At 34.9% G+C, this 15,697-nt stretch carries 16 protein-coding genes and 1 tRNA gene; 5 read left to right on the forward strand and 12 right to left on the reverse strand.

Annotation, left to right across the window (positions count from 1 at the left end):
* Positions 1-46 precede the first annotated feature (46 nt).
* Complete coding sequence (hisI, locus tag AC5YGD_RS07170) at positions 47-427, forward strand: phosphoribosyl-AMP cyclohydrolase (protein ID WP_496141272.1); 381 nt, start codon at positions 47-49, stop codon at positions 425-427.
* Complete coding sequence (locus AC5YGD_RS07175; RefSeq protein WP_496141273.1) at positions 420-737, forward strand: phosphoribosyl-ATP diphosphatase; 318 nt, start codon at positions 420-422, stop codon at positions 735-737. Before hisI ends, AC5YGD_RS07175 begins: the two co-directional genes overlap by 8 nt.
* A gap of 1 nt (position 738) precedes the next feature.
* Here the strand turns inward: AC5YGD_RS07175 and AC5YGD_RS07180 are convergent, their stop codons facing one another.
* The 8 genes from AC5YGD_RS07180 to AC5YGD_RS07215 all read right to left on the reverse strand — a co-directional run bounded on the left by AC5YGD_RS07180 (position 739) and on the right by AC5YGD_RS07215 (position 9,914).
* Entirely contained in the window at positions 739-1,326 is a 588-nt protein-coding gene (locus AC5YGD_RS07180; protein ID WP_416677561.1) for an ANTAR domain-containing response regulator, read from the reverse strand.
* Between the two features lie 65 nt (positions 1,327-1,391).
* Positions 1,392-3,290 (reverse strand): BRCT domain-containing protein, encoded by a 1,899-nt coding sequence (locus tag AC5YGD_RS07185; protein ID WP_496141274.1) that lies wholly within the window; start codon positions 3,288-3,290, stop codon positions 1,392-1,394.
* 34 nt (positions 3,291-3,324) lie between these two features.
* Positions 3,325-4,386, reverse strand: coding sequence for an NlpB/DapX family lipoprotein (gene bamC, locus AC5YGD_RS07190; RefSeq protein ID WP_496141275.1), 1,062 nt, complete (start codon positions 4,384-4,386; stop codon positions 3,325-3,327).
* Positions 4,383-5,273, reverse strand: coding sequence for a 4-hydroxy-tetrahydrodipicolinate synthase (gene dapA / locus AC5YGD_RS07195; protein WP_496141276.1), 891 nt, complete (start codon positions 5,271-5,273; stop codon positions 4,383-4,385). The genes bamC and dapA overlap by 4 nt, the downstream gene beginning before the upstream one ends.
* Before the next feature lie 85 nt (positions 5,274-5,358).
* Positions 5,359-6,033: a tRNA (guanosine(37)-N1)-methyltransferase TrmD gene (trmD, locus tag AC5YGD_RS07200; protein ID WP_496141277.1), complete on the reverse strand. Its 675-nt coding sequence runs from the start codon at positions 6,031-6,033 to the stop codon at positions 5,359-5,361.
* Between the two features lie 31 nt (positions 6,034-6,064).
* The gene (gene dapE / locus AC5YGD_RS07205) at positions 6,065-7,192 is read right to left on the reverse strand and encodes a succinyl-diaminopimelate desuccinylase (protein ID WP_496141278.1); all 1,128 of its coding nucleotides are present in this window, start codon (positions 7,190-7,192) and stop codon (positions 6,065-6,067) included.
* Positions 7,193-7,197: 5 nt separating this feature from the next.
* Positions 7,198-8,010, reverse strand: a complete 813-nt coding sequence (ccmI, locus tag AC5YGD_RS07210) for a c-type cytochrome biogenesis protein CcmI (RefSeq protein ID WP_496141279.1) — start codon at positions 8,008-8,010, stop codon at positions 7,198-7,200.
* Positions 8,007-9,914: a heme lyase CcmF/NrfE family subunit gene (locus AC5YGD_RS07215; protein ID WP_496141280.1), complete on the reverse strand. Its 1,908-nt coding sequence runs from the start codon at positions 9,912-9,914 to the stop codon at positions 8,007-8,009. Before AC5YGD_RS07215 ends, ccmI begins: the two co-directional genes overlap by 4 nt.
* A 176-nt stretch (positions 9,915-10,090) precedes the next feature.
* Between AC5YGD_RS07215 and AC5YGD_RS07220 the strand changes: the two genes are divergently transcribed.
* From AC5YGD_RS07220 to AC5YGD_RS07230, 3 genes are read left to right on the forward strand one after another with little or no spacing between them, the layout of a single operon-like run.
* The gene (locus AC5YGD_RS07220; RefSeq protein ID WP_496141281.1) at positions 10,091-11,236 is read left to right on the forward strand and encodes an MBL fold metallo-hydrolase; all 1,146 of its coding nucleotides are present in this window, start codon (positions 10,091-10,093) and stop codon (positions 11,234-11,236) included.
* Positions 11,237-11,259: 23 nt separating this feature from the next.
* On the forward strand, positions 11,260-12,168 hold the full coding sequence (locus AC5YGD_RS07225; protein ID WP_416686474.1) for an oxidoreductase: 909 nt from the start codon (positions 11,260-11,262) through the stop codon (positions 12,166-12,168).
* 6 nt (positions 12,169-12,174) lie between these two features.
* Positions 12,175-12,732: a TetR family transcriptional regulator gene (locus tag AC5YGD_RS07230; RefSeq protein WP_496141282.1), complete on the forward strand. Its 558-nt coding sequence runs from the start codon at positions 12,175-12,177 to the stop codon at positions 12,730-12,732.
* Between the two features lie 21 nt (positions 12,733-12,753).
* Here AC5YGD_RS07230 and AC5YGD_RS07235 read toward each other — a convergent pair.
* The 4 genes from AC5YGD_RS07235 to AC5YGD_RS07250 all read right to left on the reverse strand — a co-directional run bounded on the left by AC5YGD_RS07235 (position 12,754) and on the right by AC5YGD_RS07250 (position 15,683).
* Positions 12,754-12,838: transfer RNA gene (locus AC5YGD_RS07235), tRNA-Leu, on the reverse strand.
* 64 nt (positions 12,839-12,902) lie between these two features.
* Positions 12,903-14,285 carry a siroheme synthase CysG gene (gene cysG / locus AC5YGD_RS07240; RefSeq protein WP_496141283.1) on the reverse strand — a complete coding sequence of 461 codons (1,383 nt, stop codon included), beginning with the start codon at positions 14,283-14,285 and terminating at the stop codon, positions 12,903-12,905.
* 172 nt (positions 14,286-14,457) lie between these two features.
* The gene (locus AC5YGD_RS07245; RefSeq protein WP_496141284.1) at positions 14,458-15,126 is read right to left on the reverse strand and encodes an HdaA/DnaA family protein; all 669 of its coding nucleotides are present in this window, start codon (positions 15,124-15,126) and stop codon (positions 14,458-14,460) included.
* Entirely contained in the window at positions 15,123-15,683 is a 561-nt protein-coding gene (locus AC5YGD_RS07250; RefSeq protein ID WP_496141285.1) for a CDP-alcohol phosphatidyltransferase family protein, read from the reverse strand. Before AC5YGD_RS07250 ends, AC5YGD_RS07245 begins: the two co-directional genes overlap by 4 nt.
* Positions 15,684-15,697: the final 14 nt, after the last annotated feature.

The following is a 15,697-nucleotide window of genomic DNA, read 5'->3' on the forward strand; positions in this document are numbered from 1 at the left end:
TACATTGCATTGGTAAAATTGTTGTTAAACAAATTAAAGCTAAATAATGAAACCCCTAGATAAAATTCAGTTTAATGAAAATGGACTAGTTCCCGTAATTACTCAGGACTTTTTATCTTCTGAAATTTTAATGATGGCGTGGATGAATAAAGAAGCACTATCTTTAAGTGTGAAAACAAAAAAAGCAGTATATTTTTCAAGGTCTAGAAAAAAACTTTGGTTTAAAGGCGAAGAGTCTGGTCATTGTCAAGATATAGTTGAGATTTATACAGACTGTGATCAAGATGTTATTTTGCTTAAGGTAAGTCAGCATGGTGGTATTGCTTGTCATACAGGCCGTGCTAATTGTTTTTTTAATAAACTTGAAAATAATGAATGGCAAAGTATCTCAGAGGTCATAAAAGATCCAAAGGAAATCTATGGATAACATACTTTTAGCTCTCGAAAAAATACTTGAAGAGCGAAAATTATCCTCAGGAGATAAATCTTATGTTTCTTCTTTATATCGTCAAGGAACAAATAAAATCCTAGAAAAGATTAGCGAAGAGTCAGATGAAGTTATTAAAGCAACTAAAGAAGAGGGAAGGGAAGAAGTTATTCATGAGGTAGCTGACCTTTGGTTTCACTTGTTAGTTTTACTGCGTCATGAAAATATTTCACTTGAAGAAGTTGAATTAGAGTTAGCCTCTCGTTTTGGCATATCTGGCCATCAAGAAAAGGCTTCTAGAAATAAATAGATTATTGTATCAACTCAAAAGCACTTATAATTCCATCAGCTACGTCAGTAATTCTTTTATTTTTGTCCATAGCCATCTTCCGAATAGATTGATAGGCTTCATCTTCAGTTATTTTTTTATGCTTCATCAGTAAACCTTTAGCTTTTTCAACTGCTTTTCTCTCAGCTAACTGATTTCTTGTAGCATCTAACTCATCTTTGAGTGCTTGAAACTCTCTAAAACGGGCAATTGCAACATCAATAATCGGCTGAACTCGTTTTTCCTCAAGACCATCAACAATATATGCATTAACTCCTGACTTAATAGCAGTACCAGCCATATGATCTTCTGAGCTTTCTGTAAACATAACAATAGGCTTAGGTTTAGTTTTGTTAACATCCCTCAAGTTAGCGAAAACAGCTTCATCTGGAATATCTGCATTGACAATGACAACATCAGCATGGGTAATTTCGTTACTGGTTGCAAGATTAACACTCCCCTCTAAACGAGAGATAACTTCATGACCTTTATCTTGAAGTGCACGTCTAAGAATCGCAGATCGCCCCATATTCTCATCAACTAGTATAATTTTTAACGCTGTTTGTTTCATTATAATTTTAAGTTTATTTTTGTTGGCTGGTAATATACCTCATTGAACTCATCTTTCATATTTAATTAGAGTTTTAATAGTATTAAATATTCTGCTTCGGTAATAAGGTCAACCTGATGAGTTTTGGCATCTTTAATTTTTGATTGACCAACATTTTCACCAATAATTAAAAAATCAGTTTTTGAACTAACGCTCTTTCCAACATTCGCACCGAAAGCTTTGGCTTGTTTTTGAAGCTTAGCCCTAGATTCACTCATTGTTCCAGTAAAAACAATTGTCTTACTATTAAAAGGACTATTACTTTGATTTAATTCAGTATTTAAGAGTGTTTGTTCTAATTTAAAACCTCCTGAAATTAAAACCTCATATTGAGGCTTAATTAAGGTTAAGCCATCAAAAATTAACTCTGCAGTTATTTCAGCAAAGCCATTAATATTTGAAATGTCTTTGATGGATAAATCAAAAATTTTTTCGACTGAATAATTTCTTAGTAAATTCTCACAGTTTCCCATTCCAAGTCTTTGCACCCCAAAAGCAGCCAAAAACCTCCAGTCTTCAATACTTTCTTTTCTTGATCTAATGAGCTGATTAATTAGATTATGGGAGGTTTTTTCACCAAAACCCATAGACATTAATTTAGCTTCATTTAGAAGATAAATATCACTTACTCGGTGAATACCTTCAGCGTATAGTTTTTGAATTGTAGCTTGTCCAAACCCGTCATTATTTGCAAGAATTCGAAAAAAATATATTATTTTTCCCATAATTTGTTCTGGGCATTTTTCATGGTTAAAACACATTAAAAAATCAGAATCCCAGCTTAGTTTATATCCACAACTTGGGCAATTAGAAGGGATATCTACTTCTGCAGTTTTCAAAACTTTATTAATTTTAGGAATAACTAAGCCACTTCGAGTCAATTCAATAACACTTCCAGCACCTAAACCTTGTTCTTTTACAAGGCCATAATGATGACCAGAAGCACGATAAATTGTTGCTCCACTAAGCTGCGTTGGCTCTAACTCGGCAACAGGTGTTATCTTTCCAGTTCTGCCAACCTGAGCTGTGACTGATATAACTTTAACTTGAGCTTTTTCTTTATTCTCTTTGAATGCAATTTGCCAGCGGTGAAACTTTCTGTTAGAACCCATATAATCTTTAAGCTCGGGATTTACTATTTCGAATACCACACCATCAATATCAAAATCAACCCCGCTCTCCAATTGACCAACTATATCTAAAAATTGATTACTAAATTCTTCAATACTGCCAAGCCATTGAGGTAGTTGCGTAAATGGAACAAATAAAGCAGCTTTATTACTAATTGCTTCAATTGCTAATGAATCTAACTCTTTTTCTTTAATAAGGCTAGCCTGGAAGTTTCTTGGATATTCGAAATGATTACTAAGATGCTTTTCAAAATAACTACGTTTAACAACTATTTCTCCAGGACCTTGTCCTCTTTCACTATTATTAAAAATTCCAAGCCCCCTTGCGAATACTCTACTTATATCACTTCCTTTATTACCATCTCCCCTTGTATAGAGTTTATAGCCATCATCGTACCCAGCAAAGCCATCTAACTTAGCTGTTCCTTTTATTTGAATATCAGCAAGTGGATAATCAATTTCACTTGAAAACTTAGAAACTCTATCTAGCCACTTATTTATCTCTTCCCAGCTATAGGCCTTATCTGTAGATAGCATTTTTTGAGGAAGTTTAATTTTCTCTTCTGAAAAACCTTCATTTTCAGCCTCAATTTTTTGCAAAAAAGAGTGATCTGGAAGTCTTTTTGACAACTCAGGATTAAATACAAAGTCATAGTCCTCGTCACTAATGATAGGATTTCCATCTCGGTATCTTTGATTTGCAATTTGACAGAATTCAAGTAAATCATCATCCGTTAAATCGCTAATCAAAATTTTCTGATCAGCGATATCTTGAATTTTTATATTAGTGAGCATGATTTAAATAAAATCTAGCTAGTATTTAAAAAGATTAAAACTTTGACGCAATTTGATTAAAAAGTTCAAAACTATAAGCTAAGGTATCGTCCTCATCTTCCTCAGATAAATCGACAAAATAAACATAGGTTGAAAGCTCATCAACCTCTCTAACAATTAACTGATATGTTTTGGTTGAATTAGCCGTATTAAGGAGTCTAGAGAAATATCCCTTATATGGCTTTACATTTATAAAGTAACTACCTTCAATTGGGTCTCTGTCATCTATGTCAATATTAAGCTCATCAAGGGCCCACCCAAGATAGCTCCATGACTGCTCTTTATCATAAGGGTAAATTAAGCTAGCATACCCATTTTCAGAAGTTTCAACTAAAGCAGTTGCCTCTTTACTAGTTTCATTTGATTGTATTTTATCAATAGCTTCTGCCCTATCATTGCCTAAAAATACCATTAGAGTTAGTAGCATCTCTGTCTCAAGCTCAACATCTTTTTCTCTTGGCTGCCAAACTCTCATTGCCCCGCTTACAACTTCACCAATTGATGAAAGAGTTAAGTAAACTTCAGATTTATTTTGACCTTCAACAGGCTCTATTCGAATGCGGTACTTATCAGCAATTGGGAGCCCATATTGGGTTTTTAAAGCTCTTGCTAATGCAGCTCTTATTGCACCAAGCGATTTATCAGGGACTACAGTTTCTATCTCAAGATAATCAGTCTCTAAAATACCAATTTTTTGATTTTCTTTGTTAATCTTAAAATTATAAGATCTAAAAAATTCTTTAGAGAGCTTCCATACTTCACTTGGAGGCAGGTCTACAACAAGCCAGCGGCGATACTTATCACGCATAACTTCAACATTTTGAACTCTTTTTACAACAATTTCTTTATCACTTACTTCAGTAACTTCAGTAAATGCGCCCTGAGAACTTGGCGCAGTAAGATCTGGAGGAATTATTAAAGAATCAACTTTTTCATCAGCTTGATAGTTGACGACACGATTTCCTATATTTACTTTCTTAATAGGATCTGAAATCTTTGAACAGCTTACAGCTAAAAAGCTAATTAGAATAATGGTTAAATAGTTGATATTTTTCATACTAAATTTAGCTCCTTTAGGTCATGCTCAATAGTTGATTTGAACTCATTAGATAATTCCAGTAATGGAAGTCTAATGCCTTTATCACACTTTCCCATCTTATGAAGAGCCCATTTAACAGGAATTGGATTTGCCTCTATAAATAAATTTTTATGGAAATTTATTAGTTGCAAGTTTAATTTTTTAGCCAGCTCTTCATTCCCCGCAATTGCAGATAAATAAACTTTCTGAAGCTCTTTTGGAACAATATTAGCGGTTACAGAAATACCGCCATGCCCACCCGCAATTATAAAATCAACAGCTGTAGCATCATCTCCAGTTAATAACAAGAAGTCATTGGGACACTTTGCAACTAACTGCTTTATGATTGAAAGATCTCCAGTTGCATCTTTAATTCCAATAATATTAGGAATTTCAGATAACCTACAAGTTACATCCACAGACATATCAACTGCAGTTCTGCCAGGGACATTGTAAAGAATTTGATCGATATTAACACTTTCTGCTATTAATTTAAAGTGCTGAAATAATCCTTCTTGAGTTGGCTTATTATAATATGGAGTAACTAATAAACAAGCATCAGCACCTAGGTTTTTTGCTTCTTGAGTAAGCTCAATAGCTTCAGATGTTGAATTAGCACCTGTACCTGCAATAATTGGAATTCTTTTCGCAGCATACTTTACTGTATGGTCTATTATTTTTAGATGCTCCTTTATTCCTACAGTCGCAGACTCACCAGTAGTTCCGACAGCGACAATTGAACTTGTTCCTGAATCAATATGGAAATCAATTAAATGATTAAGTGCCTCATAGTCAACAGCTCCATCAATAAACATTGGGGTAATTAATGCAACATTTGAGCCTATAAAAGAGTGATTTGTATTCATTTAGAGATTGATTCAAAATATAGCTGAAATTATATACGATTGGCCTAGTAATAACAATTCTACTAGAGACTTTATCATAATAGATTTACTTGGTTATAAGGTCGGGTCTTTTTTGATTAGTTTTTTCAATTGATTGCTCATTACGCCACGAATCTATTTTAGCTTGATTTCCACTTAATAAAACCTCTGGAACAGTTTGGCCGTCAATAGTCTCTGGCCTAGTATAGTGAGGATAATCAAGTAAATTATTAGTAAATGAGTCTTTTAAAGAATCCTCATTTCCCAAAACATTGGGTAAGCGACGACTCACTGAATCAATTAACACCATAGCCGCTAATTCACCGCCACTAATAACGTAGTCTCCAATAGAAACCTCATAGTCAATATCATTTTCTATAATTCTCTCATCCACACCTTCATAACGACCACAAAGCAAAGTTAATGAATCAAAGGATGCTAGTTTTTCTACTAAACTCTGGTTTAATGCTTGGCCTTGAGGTGACAGGTAAATAACTTTGGTTTCTGGAGTCTGCTCTTTAATCTTTGCAATACAATCCCTGATTGGTTTTACTTGCATTACCATTCCACCACCACCGCCATAAGGCTTATCATCAATATTTTTGTATTTATTAGAGCTGAAGTCTCTAAGTTGCCATTCTCTAATTGAGATAATCGACTTCTTTATTGCTCTTGCAACAACGCCCTCCTCTGTAATCGCAGAAAACATTTCAGGGAAAAGAGTGATAATTTCGAATTTCATTTATTAACCTGTAGCGTTATTAATAACAAGCCTAGACCAATAGATTAGTTAAAATTTGTGAGTAAATTTTAGTCAGATCATCTAAATCTTGGACCAAAACTGATTCATTAATCTGATGAATTGTTGCGTTAATAGGACCAAGTTCAACCACCTGCGTTCCTTCTTGTGCAATAAAACGACCATCAGAAGTACCGCCAGATGTTGAAAGTTCTGGCTTAATTAACTTTATTTTTTCAATTGCATCGATACATGCAGAGACTAAGACTCCTTGTGGAGTTAAAAATGGATAGCCTGAATGTGACCAATCAATAGAATAATTAAGTTTATGACTATCTAAAATATCATTTACTTTTTTCTGAAGCTCTTCTTTTGTAGTTTCTGTTGAATACCTAAAGTTAAACATTATTTCTACTTCACCGGGTATAACATTTGTTACTCTCGAGCCAGAATGGATATTTGAAATTTGAAATGAAGTGGCTGGGAAGTAATCATTACCATTGTCCCATTGCTGCTGACATAAATCATTCAGCGCTGAAGTCATAAGATGATTAGGATTCTCTGCAAGATGTGGATATGCAATATGCCCTTGCTTTCCTTTTATAGTTAAAAGGCCATTTAACGATCCCCTTCTTCCATTTTTTATAACATCTCCAAGCACTGAAGTAGATGATGGCTCACCAAGCAAACAATAATCTATCTTCTGATCAAGGCTTTTAAGATAATCCATCACTTTAACCGTTCCATTAACAGCCACTCCCTCCTCATCAGAGGTAATTAAAAATGCAAGAGTCCCTTTGTGATTAGGGTTTTTTTCAATAAAGTTTTCTGTTGCCACAAGCATCGAAGCCAAACCCCCTTTCATGTCAGCTGCGCCCCTACCAAATAAGAGTCCATCTTTTACTGTTGGCTCGAAAGGAGGTGTTTTCCATGCCTCATCATCTCCAGCAGGAACGACATCAGTATGGCCCGCAAAAGAAAAGATTGGACTAGCATTTCCATGAGTAGCCCAAAAATTATCAACATCTCCAAATTTAAGAGGGTGAATCTTAAATCCAATTTTTTCAAGACGATCAATCATAATGGCTTGACAGCCCTTATCATCAGGAGTTACAGAAGGCCTACTTATAAGTGATTTTGCTAATTCTAATGTTTGACTCATGATAGCTATTTTACTTGTAAATTTAATACCGTATTAAGAGCCTCTTCGATAATATTTCTGTCAGGATGATTGTCTGGCATAATATATAAAGCTTTTTGCCAGTAACCTATTGCCCCATCTAGGTCAGATTGATGAGCTGAAACAATGCCAGAAAAATACAGTACCTGAATTGATTGAGGATCAAGACTTAAAGCCTTTTCAATTAAAGTTTTAGACTTGCCATAAAACATGCCGTCTTGATTGGTAGCTATAGCACTAGCATACTGAAGAAGTAAATCAATATCATTTGGATTCAATTCAAATGCACTCTCAAACGTCTCAATTGAATCATCGACATTACCAATACCAACTTGCGCCAGACCTAGCATTTTTAATGCTTGAAAATCATTTGGATTTTCAATTAAATAATCCTGTAATTTTTCAATACTTTCACTCATAGTCAAAGGCTCAGTTAAAGCAGCATCAGAATTTGGAATTATTTTTGGAGCCAGCTGAGAATAAACTAATAAAGATAAAATTCCAATGGATAAAACTATCAGAGCTAGCCATTTTAATGGCTCAATGGTTATATTTTTTGTAGGACTGGTTTTTAGCTCTGATGCTAAAGTGCTAATAATTTCTGACTCAGCTTGTTGATATTGAGCGCTCTCAATATGTCCTTGGTTAAAATCTATTTCAAGCTCTGCCTGCCTCTGTTTATTAATAGCTATATTTGAATCATCATCACTAAGGCTTAACTTCACTGGCCGATACAGAAACCATGCTAAAAATAAGCTAGATAAAACAATCATCAAAATAAATTGCCAGCTTAATATCATGACTTAGCTCTCACAAAATACCGCCGGTCAATTGCTGCAAAGAGAGCTCCAAGCGCAATCATCAGTCCGCCTAACCATATCCACCTCACCAGTGGCTTATAATAAATTCTTACGCTCCAGGCGCCGCCTTGCAAACCTTCACCTAAAGCTACATAAAGATCTCTAGTAATTGATGGATCAATTGATGCTTCCGTCATCGGCATCCCGCTTTGGTAATATCTTTTCTCAGGAGCAAGCTGTGCAATTTTTTCTCCTTCACTATAAACACTAATATCACCAATAAAGCCTGAATAATTATCTTTCGTATGAGGACTTACCCCATTAAAGACAAAGTCATATCCTGCAATATTTTGAGACTCTCCAACATTCATTTTTATATCTTTTTCAATTCCTAGTTGTGTTGTTACTGTAGCCCCAAGAACAAATACTGCAATTCCAAGATGGGCAATTATCATCCCTATAAATGCAAATGAAAATTTTGATTTTGTCCTTATTCTTTTCGTTAATAAGATAATGACATGAAAAGTCACCCAGATAAACAGGCCAATTGCAATTAACACATAAATATTGTCGGTAATTACAACCCTTGCAAGCAAGATTAATAAAGCGATGCCAATCCAGTTTAGGCGCAGTAATGAAGTTAATCTAGATATGCTATCTTTCTTCCAGCGTACAAAAGGGAAGACAGCTAATGCTAAAACTCCTGGGAGCATAATTGGCACAAAAACTGCATTGAAATAAGGGGCACCCACTGATATTTTTCCAAGATTTAATGTATCAAGAATTAATGGATAAAGCGTCCCCAAAAGAACTGTAAACATTGCCGTAATAAGTAGTATATTATTTATTAACAGTCCAGTTTCTCTTGAAAGTAGTGCAAATTGATTACTTTTTTGTAGTAAATGAGAGCGCCATGTAAATAAAACCAAAGAGCCACCAATAACAATAAATAAAAATAGCAAAATAAACAGCCCTCTTGTTGGGTCTGTTGCAAAAGCATGAACAGAAGTTAAAACTCCAGAGCGAACTAAAAAGGTTCCTAACAAACTTAATGAGAAGCCGCCAATAGCTAAAAGAACTGTCCACTGCCTAAATGCGCCGCGTTTTTCACTAACACTTAATGAGTGCACAAGCGCGGTCGCAACAAGCCATGGCATAAACGATGCATTCTCTACAGGATCCCAGAACCACCATCCTCCCCAGCCGAGCTCGTAATACGCCCACCAACTTCCAAGCGTTATTCCAACCGTTAAAAAAGCCCATGAAATTAATGCCCAAGGCCTTGTCCATCTTAGCCAAGTACTGTCTAACTGGCCTCTTATTAATGCGGCCAATACAAAGGCAAACGGAACTGCTAATCCAACATACCCCATATATAACATTGGCGGATGAACTGCCAAACCAAAATCCTGGAGGAGCGGATTTAGCTCTCGGCCTTCTAATGGAGGAACTAGTAAACGCTCAAATGGATTCGATGTAAAAAGTAGAAAAAGTAGAAATCCAAAACTTATAGCGCCTAGAATTATGAGAATTTGATTTAATAAATCCGATGGAATACGCTTAGAAAAAATACTAACCGAGATAGTCCATATTGAAAGCACAAAGACCCATAAAAGTAATGAGCCTTCATGAGCTCCCCAGACTGCAGATGCCTTGAATAAAACTGGGAGCTGAGTATTTGAATTATCAGCTACATACTTCACTGAAAAGTCATTCGTTAGAAATGCACTCATTAGAATAATAAAAGCAATAAAAATCCAAAAACCTTGCGCCCAAACCAATGGCTTTGCAAGTTGCGCAAGACTAGATTTATTCTGATAAAGGCCTATTGATGGCAATACCATCAATAACACAGAAAATATCAATGCAAGAACGAGGGAAAAGTGTCCAATTTCAATCAACATAAGTCCAAGTTTTTATTATGTTTTTAAGAGCTAATATTTTACAGTATTTCTTATGTTTATTCTTAATAGACATCACTTAAATTAAAGTAACTAAGAAATAAGATTACATAATGACTGACTAGTCACTCATTTAGTAGTATATAATTTATTTTTTGAAAAAATACAGACACTTAATTATGGAAATTCTTTTTAATATATTAAATGTAATCAAATATTTAATCTATGCGCTACTTATCATTGCTTTTGTTATTTTTATTTTTCTTAATGTCTCCCCTGTCTTTGGCGCCTCTCCTGACAAAAATACCAAGGAAATAATTGTTAATTCAGAAAACTTTTTTGAGGGTAAATTTCGCAACATTAAAACAACATACACAAACTTTCGAACTTTAGAAAGAAAGTCGACCCTAAAGGAATGGTTCTTTCCGCCAAAAGATAAAAACCCTTTGGGCCCTCTTCCAACAATAAAATTTCAAGGTCAAGATTTAACAGAGGGTAAATTTGTTTGGTTTGGTCACTCCACGCTTCTTATGAAAACTGAAGATTTGGTTGTTATGACTGATCCAGTCTTTAATAGAGCATCACCATTACCGTCGTTCAGCTCAAAAAGTAAAAGTAGTTTTTTTAATGGGAAACCATTTGTATTTGAAAACCAAATATTGATAGAGGATCTTCCAAAGGTCGACGTTGTTATCATTTCACATGATCACTATGATCACCTTGACTCTAAAGCAATTAAAGACTTATCAAATCTAGTAGATCATTTTATTGTGCCTTTAGGGGTCGGAGCACATTTAAAAAGATGGGGCGTGGATAAAAATAAAATTACTGAGCTTGACTGGTATGAAAGCAAGATCTATAAAGATGTTGAGTTTATTTTTGCGCCAGCTCTTCACTTTAGTGGAAGAGGCATAACCAATGGCAACTCGACGTTATGGGGCTCTTGGATTGTTAAATCAAAATCATTAAGTGCATATTTCAGTGGCGACGGAGGATACTCAGAGACATTTAAAAAATTAGGTAATGAATATGGCCCTTTTGACATTGCCTTTATCGAAAATGGTGCTTACAACATAGACTGGTCAAATGTTCATATGTTTCCTGATGAATCTGTTCAAGCCAGTATCGACTTAAAAGCTGAAGTCCTTTTTCCAATCCATTGGTCTAAATTTGATTTATCGATTCATCCATGGGATGAGCCAATCATTCGAATTACTAAGGAAGCTGCGAAAAGGAATGTCAACATTGCAACCCCAATGATTGGTGAAGTATTTGAGCTAACCAACTTACCAAAAAATCCTTGGTGGGAAAAGCTTAGAAATTAAACTAATATTATTTAAGGAAAAAAATGAAAAAAGAAAATTGGAACGAATCAAATATCCCTGATCAATCAGGGAAAATTTTTATAGTAACTGGACCAACGAGTGGTCTTGGTAAAGAATCGGTTAAAGTTCTTGTTCGAAAAAACGCAACCGTTATTATGGCTGCTAGAAATATTAAAAAAGCTGATTCTGTAAAAAAAGAAATTCTTGCTGAAAATAACAGTGCGAAGATAGATATTCAAGAGCTAGATTTATCAAGCCTCGAATCAGTCAATAATTTCTCAACATCTATAAACAAAAAATACAAAGCACTAGACTGCCTTATCAATAACGCTGGCATAATGGCCTGCCCTTATTCAAAAACAAAAGATGGCTTTGAGATACAGATGGGCACGAATCATTTAGGTCATTTTGCTTTAACAGGTCAACTAATATCTCTACTCAAAAAGACGCCAAATTCAAGAGTTGTAAATGTAGCTAGTATTGCTCACACCTCTGGAAATATTGATTTTGATGATCTTAATTGGGAAAAAAGAAAATATAAAACTTGGAGCGCCTACAGTGACACTAAGCTAGCAAATTTATATTTCACCTATGAATTATCTCGTAAACTTGGTCAGGATAAAGGAAGTCCAATGGTATTAGCTTCACATCCAGGGTGGACTGCTACAGATCTTCAGAAGCATTCTGGTATGGCAAATTTTATGAATATTTTTCTTGGACAGAAAGTTAAGGTAGGTGCTCTTGGAGGTCTTAGAGCGGCTACCGATCCAACTGCCCAGTCAGATAATTATTTTGGCTCTCCATCAATGGGCGGTATGAAAGGTCACCCTGCATTAGTTAAATCAAATGATTTATCATATAATGTAGATAATGCAAAAAAACTATGGAAGCTATCTGAAGAACTAACTGGAGTGAGTTACTCCATTGACTAAAAAATAATGCTCTCAACTAAAGATAAAATCTATCAAAGCGCTCTAGAGCTATTTGCCAGTCAGGGTATTCAGTCAACTTCAACTGCTCAAATTAGCAAAAAAGCAGGGGTTGCCTCTGGAACGCTTTTTGTACACTTTAAATCAAAGCAAGAGCTTATTGACACAATATACATAAGCATTAAAAAAAATGCTTTTTCTGACTTGAATGAAAATATGCCTGATAATTCAAGTGTTGAACTTCAGTTCAAAGAAGCTTCCCGAAAAATTATTGAGTATTTTTTAACTAACTACAATGAATTTATCTTTTTAAGTTTAGTTGATATCGATCCCATGGTATCTGAAGAAGCAAGGGCAATAGGCTTCAAAAATTTTGAAAAATCAATGACTGATATGAAACTATTTTTTAAAGAAGGTTATTTTAGAGATATTGATTTTGACCTACTCTTTCAAATAAGTTGGTCAGCAACTGAAACGATTATTAAAAACTTAAAATTAAGAAATCTTTCCAAGCCAAGTGAGAGTGAACTGAATGTAATCTGGGATATTATGAAAAAGAGCTCCTAAGAGCTCTTTTTTAAAAATATATGGTGCGGAGAGAGAGACTCGAACTCTCACGTCTTGCGACACTGGAACCTAAATCCAGCGTGTCTACCAATTCCACCACCCCCGCGAAGATTTTGAAATTATACCGAATTAAATCAAACATTTCTTATTTAAGAAATAGATTTTCTTATTTAATTGCCGTACCAGCTTAACTTCTCGTTTAGACTGACAACCTCTCCTACAATCATTAAAGTAGGTGCATTAATATCTTCTTTACTTAACAGATGAGGCAAGTCTTTTAGAGAGGTAATGTAGACTTTTTGCTCAGGCATTGTTCCTTTTTCAATAATCGCAATTGGCATCTCCTCTCTCATGCCGTGAGCAATTAACTGCTCACAAATGTAACTTGCCCCACTCAATGCCATATAAAAAACAATCGTCTGCTGCTCAACAATAAATTCTTCCCATGGAAGGTTAGTCGTACCATCTTTTAAATGGGCGGTCACAAAACGGCAGGATTGAGAGAAGTCTCTATGGGTTAACGGAATACCTGCATAAGAAGAGCAACCTGATGCTGCAGTTATTCCGGGCACAACCTGAAAAGGGATGCCGTGCTCAGAAAGAGACTCGATTTCTTCGCCTCCTCGGCCAAAAATAAAAGGATCACCGCCCTTTAACCTGCAAACTCTCTTGCCTGATTTTGCCAGATCAACCAAAAGAGCATTAATATCTATTTGCCTAGTAGATTTATCACTGCCACCTTTTTTACCGACATAAATGAGCTCTGAGTCTCTCCTAACAAGCTCCATAACACCTTTAGAGACCAGCCTATCATAAAGTACAACATCGGCTTGCTGTATAAGCCTCAAAGCTTTAAACGTTAATAGGTCAGGATCGCCAGGACCAGCGCCAACTAAATAGACCTCTCCCAAGTTCATCTCAACTGCGTCAATAAGCTGCTTTTCAATATCAGTCTTTGCTTCTTGAATACGCCCTGAAAAAACTTTTTCAGCTATAACGCCAGAAAAAGTAGCTTCCCAAAATGCCCTTCTATCTTTAATTTTTGAAAACCTGTCTTTAACTTTCTGTCTATACTCACCAGCAATTTCAGCAAGTATGCCATAAGAGCTAGGAATAACTGTTTCAAGCTTTGCACGAATTAATCTAGCTAGGACTGGCGCCTTACCGGATGAAGAGACAGCAATTACCACTGGAGACCTGTCAACTATTGAGGGCATGATGAAGCTTGATAGCTCAGGCGAGTCAACCACATTTACCGGTATACGACTTTCGTGAGCTATCTTAGAGACAGATTCATTTACTTTTGAATCATCTGTAGCAGAAATAATTACTGAATAATTTGAAATATCAGATGCCTCAAAGTGCTTATTAACTAAACTTACATTACTATCTAAAGACAAGGTTTTTATGCCTTCACAAAAATAGGGAGAAACGCATGTAACCTTAGCCTGAGCTTTTAATAACAAGTTTATTTTTCTTAATGCAACATCTCCACCTCCAACAACTAGGGCTGGCTTTTTTCTTAAATTAATAAAGATAGGCAGATGGTCCATAAAAATATATTAAGCTCTCAAGATTAGAGCGTTGTTTTAAATATTTTACGAAGTATAGTAAAAAATTCTATATTTTTATTATTACTGAGTTAAAAGATATAAATATTTCTTAAAAAAACATAATATTAGAAAAATATTTTATATTTCTTAATAAATTGATATTTAGTAGCTACTAAAGTTGAAGTACTGTTTTAACAAAAGGAATTGAAATTGCCTTTTTTGATTGGAGTGATGCTTTATCTAGCTCATTCATCGCAGATACTAAAGTATTTAAATCTCGAGAATAATTCTTAAATAAATATTCGTAAATTTTTGAGTCAATAGTTAAATTTCTATCACTCATTTGTTTATTAAGTACGTCCATTGTTAACTCATCATTAAGTTCTTCTAATTTATAAACAGCTGCTAAACTTAGGCGAGTCTTAAGATCCTTCATAACGGTTAAATCACTGGGCAAACTAGAGCCACTGACTAAAACAACAACTCCAGCCTGTCTTGCTCGATTATATAAATCGAAAAATGTCTCTTGGTTATCACTACTAATAAGATCAAAATTATCAAAGCTAATAAAATTTAATTGGTCAATAAAGTCAAATAAATGCTCTGGAAAAGAATCAATACAATCGATATAAATTGCATTCATATCCATTTCTAAGGCCTTTAATACTACTCCTTGAAGGACATGCGTTTTGCCTTGACCTGTTAATCCATATACGTAGATTTCAGAAGCTTTTTTTTTCTGAAAAAGTTGGTGAATTAAATTAACAAGCTCGCTATTAGCAATAAAGTTATCTAAAAGCATTTTGGAGTTCAGTGAGATTGGAAGGCCTAGTTGATTCATTTTTTAGTCTCTTGCAAGATAAACTTTTTAACCCAAAGTAACACATAGTCCGCACCACTTAAACCGGTCGAAGTGGCAACCACTATGAAGACCATATCTCTAAGGCTATTTAATTCGGTATATATTTGAATTAACAGCAAAAATAAAACCAAGGCGATTTGTAATACTGTATTAAATTTACTAATTAAAGAAGGCTCTAGCAAATCACTATCCCTAGATATTTCACCTAGAAAATATCCCAATGCGCCCGCTACAATAATAACATCACGAACAAACATTATCATGAGTAGCCATAAAGGCATAATCCCAACCCAATATAAAGCAATAAAAGAGCAGGTTAATAATATCTTATCTGCCATCGGATCAAGAATAGAACCAAGACGGGACTGTAATGAAAACTGTTTAGCTATCCAACCATCTAATGCGTCGGTAATTCCAGCCAATAGAAATAATAGAAGCGTCAAAAGATACTGCTCTTTTAGTAGCGCTATAACTATTGGAACTGTTAAAATAATGCGTATTATTGAAAGCGCATTGGGTAGCATTGAGTAGCTCATTATTTTGCTTAATT

Source organism: Candidatus Pseudothioglobus sp. uisw_070 (genome assembly GCF_059512545.2).

Excerpts from the sequence above, each read along its gene's own strand:
- hisI (WP_496141272.1), top strand. The coding sequence starts at position 47 with ATGAAACCCCTAGATAAAATTCAGTTTAATGAAAATGGACTAGTTCCC.
- AC5YGD_RS07175 (WP_496141273.1), top strand. The coding sequence starts at position 420 with ATGGATAACATACTTTTAGCTCTCGAAAAAATACTTGAAGAGCGAAAA.
- AC5YGD_RS07180 (WP_416677561.1), bottom strand. The coding sequence starts at position 1,326 with ATGAAACAAACAGCGTTAAAAATTATACTAGTTGATGAGAATATGGGG.
- AC5YGD_RS07185 (WP_496141274.1), bottom strand. The coding sequence starts at position 3,290 with ATGCTCACTAATATAAAAATTCAAGATATCGCTGATCAGAAAATTTTG.
- bamC (WP_496141275.1), bottom strand. The coding sequence starts at position 4,386 with ATGAAAAATATCAACTATTTAACCATTATTCTAATTAGCTTTTTAGCT.
- dapA (WP_496141276.1), bottom strand. The coding sequence starts at position 5,273 with ATGAATACAAATCACTCTTTTATAGGCTCAAATGTTGCATTAATTACC.
- trmD (WP_496141277.1), bottom strand. The coding sequence starts at position 6,033 with ATGAAATTCGAAATTATCACTCTTTTCCCTGAAATGTTTTCTGCGATT.
- dapE (WP_496141278.1), bottom strand. The coding sequence starts at position 7,192 with ATGAGTCAAACATTAGAATTAGCAAAATCACTTATAAGTAGGCCTTCT.
- ccmI (WP_496141279.1), bottom strand. The coding sequence starts at position 8,010 with ATGATATTAAGCTGGCAATTTATTTTGATGATTGTTTTATCTAGCTTA.
- AC5YGD_RS07215 (WP_496141280.1), bottom strand. The coding sequence starts at position 9,914 with ATGTTGATTGAAATTGGACACTTTTCCCTCGTTCTTGCATTGATATTT.
- AC5YGD_RS07220 (WP_496141281.1), top strand. The coding sequence starts at position 10,091 with ATGGAAATTCTTTTTAATATATTAAATGTAATCAAATATTTAATCTAT.
- AC5YGD_RS07225 (WP_416686474.1), top strand. The coding sequence starts at position 11,260 with ATGAAAAAAGAAAATTGGAACGAATCAAATATCCCTGATCAATCAGGG.
- AC5YGD_RS07230 (WP_496141282.1), top strand. The coding sequence starts at position 12,175 with ATGCTCTCAACTAAAGATAAAATCTATCAAAGCGCTCTAGAGCTATTT.
- cysG (WP_496141283.1), bottom strand. The coding sequence starts at position 14,285 with ATGGACCATCTGCCTATCTTTATTAATTTAAGAAAAAAGCCAGCCCTA.
- AC5YGD_RS07245 (WP_496141284.1), bottom strand. The coding sequence starts at position 15,126 with ATGAATCAACTAGGCCTTCCAATCTCACTGAACTCCAAAATGCTTTTA.
- AC5YGD_RS07250 (WP_496141285.1), bottom strand. The coding sequence starts at position 15,683 with ATGAGCTACTCAATGCTACCCAATGCGCTTTCAATAATACGCATTATT.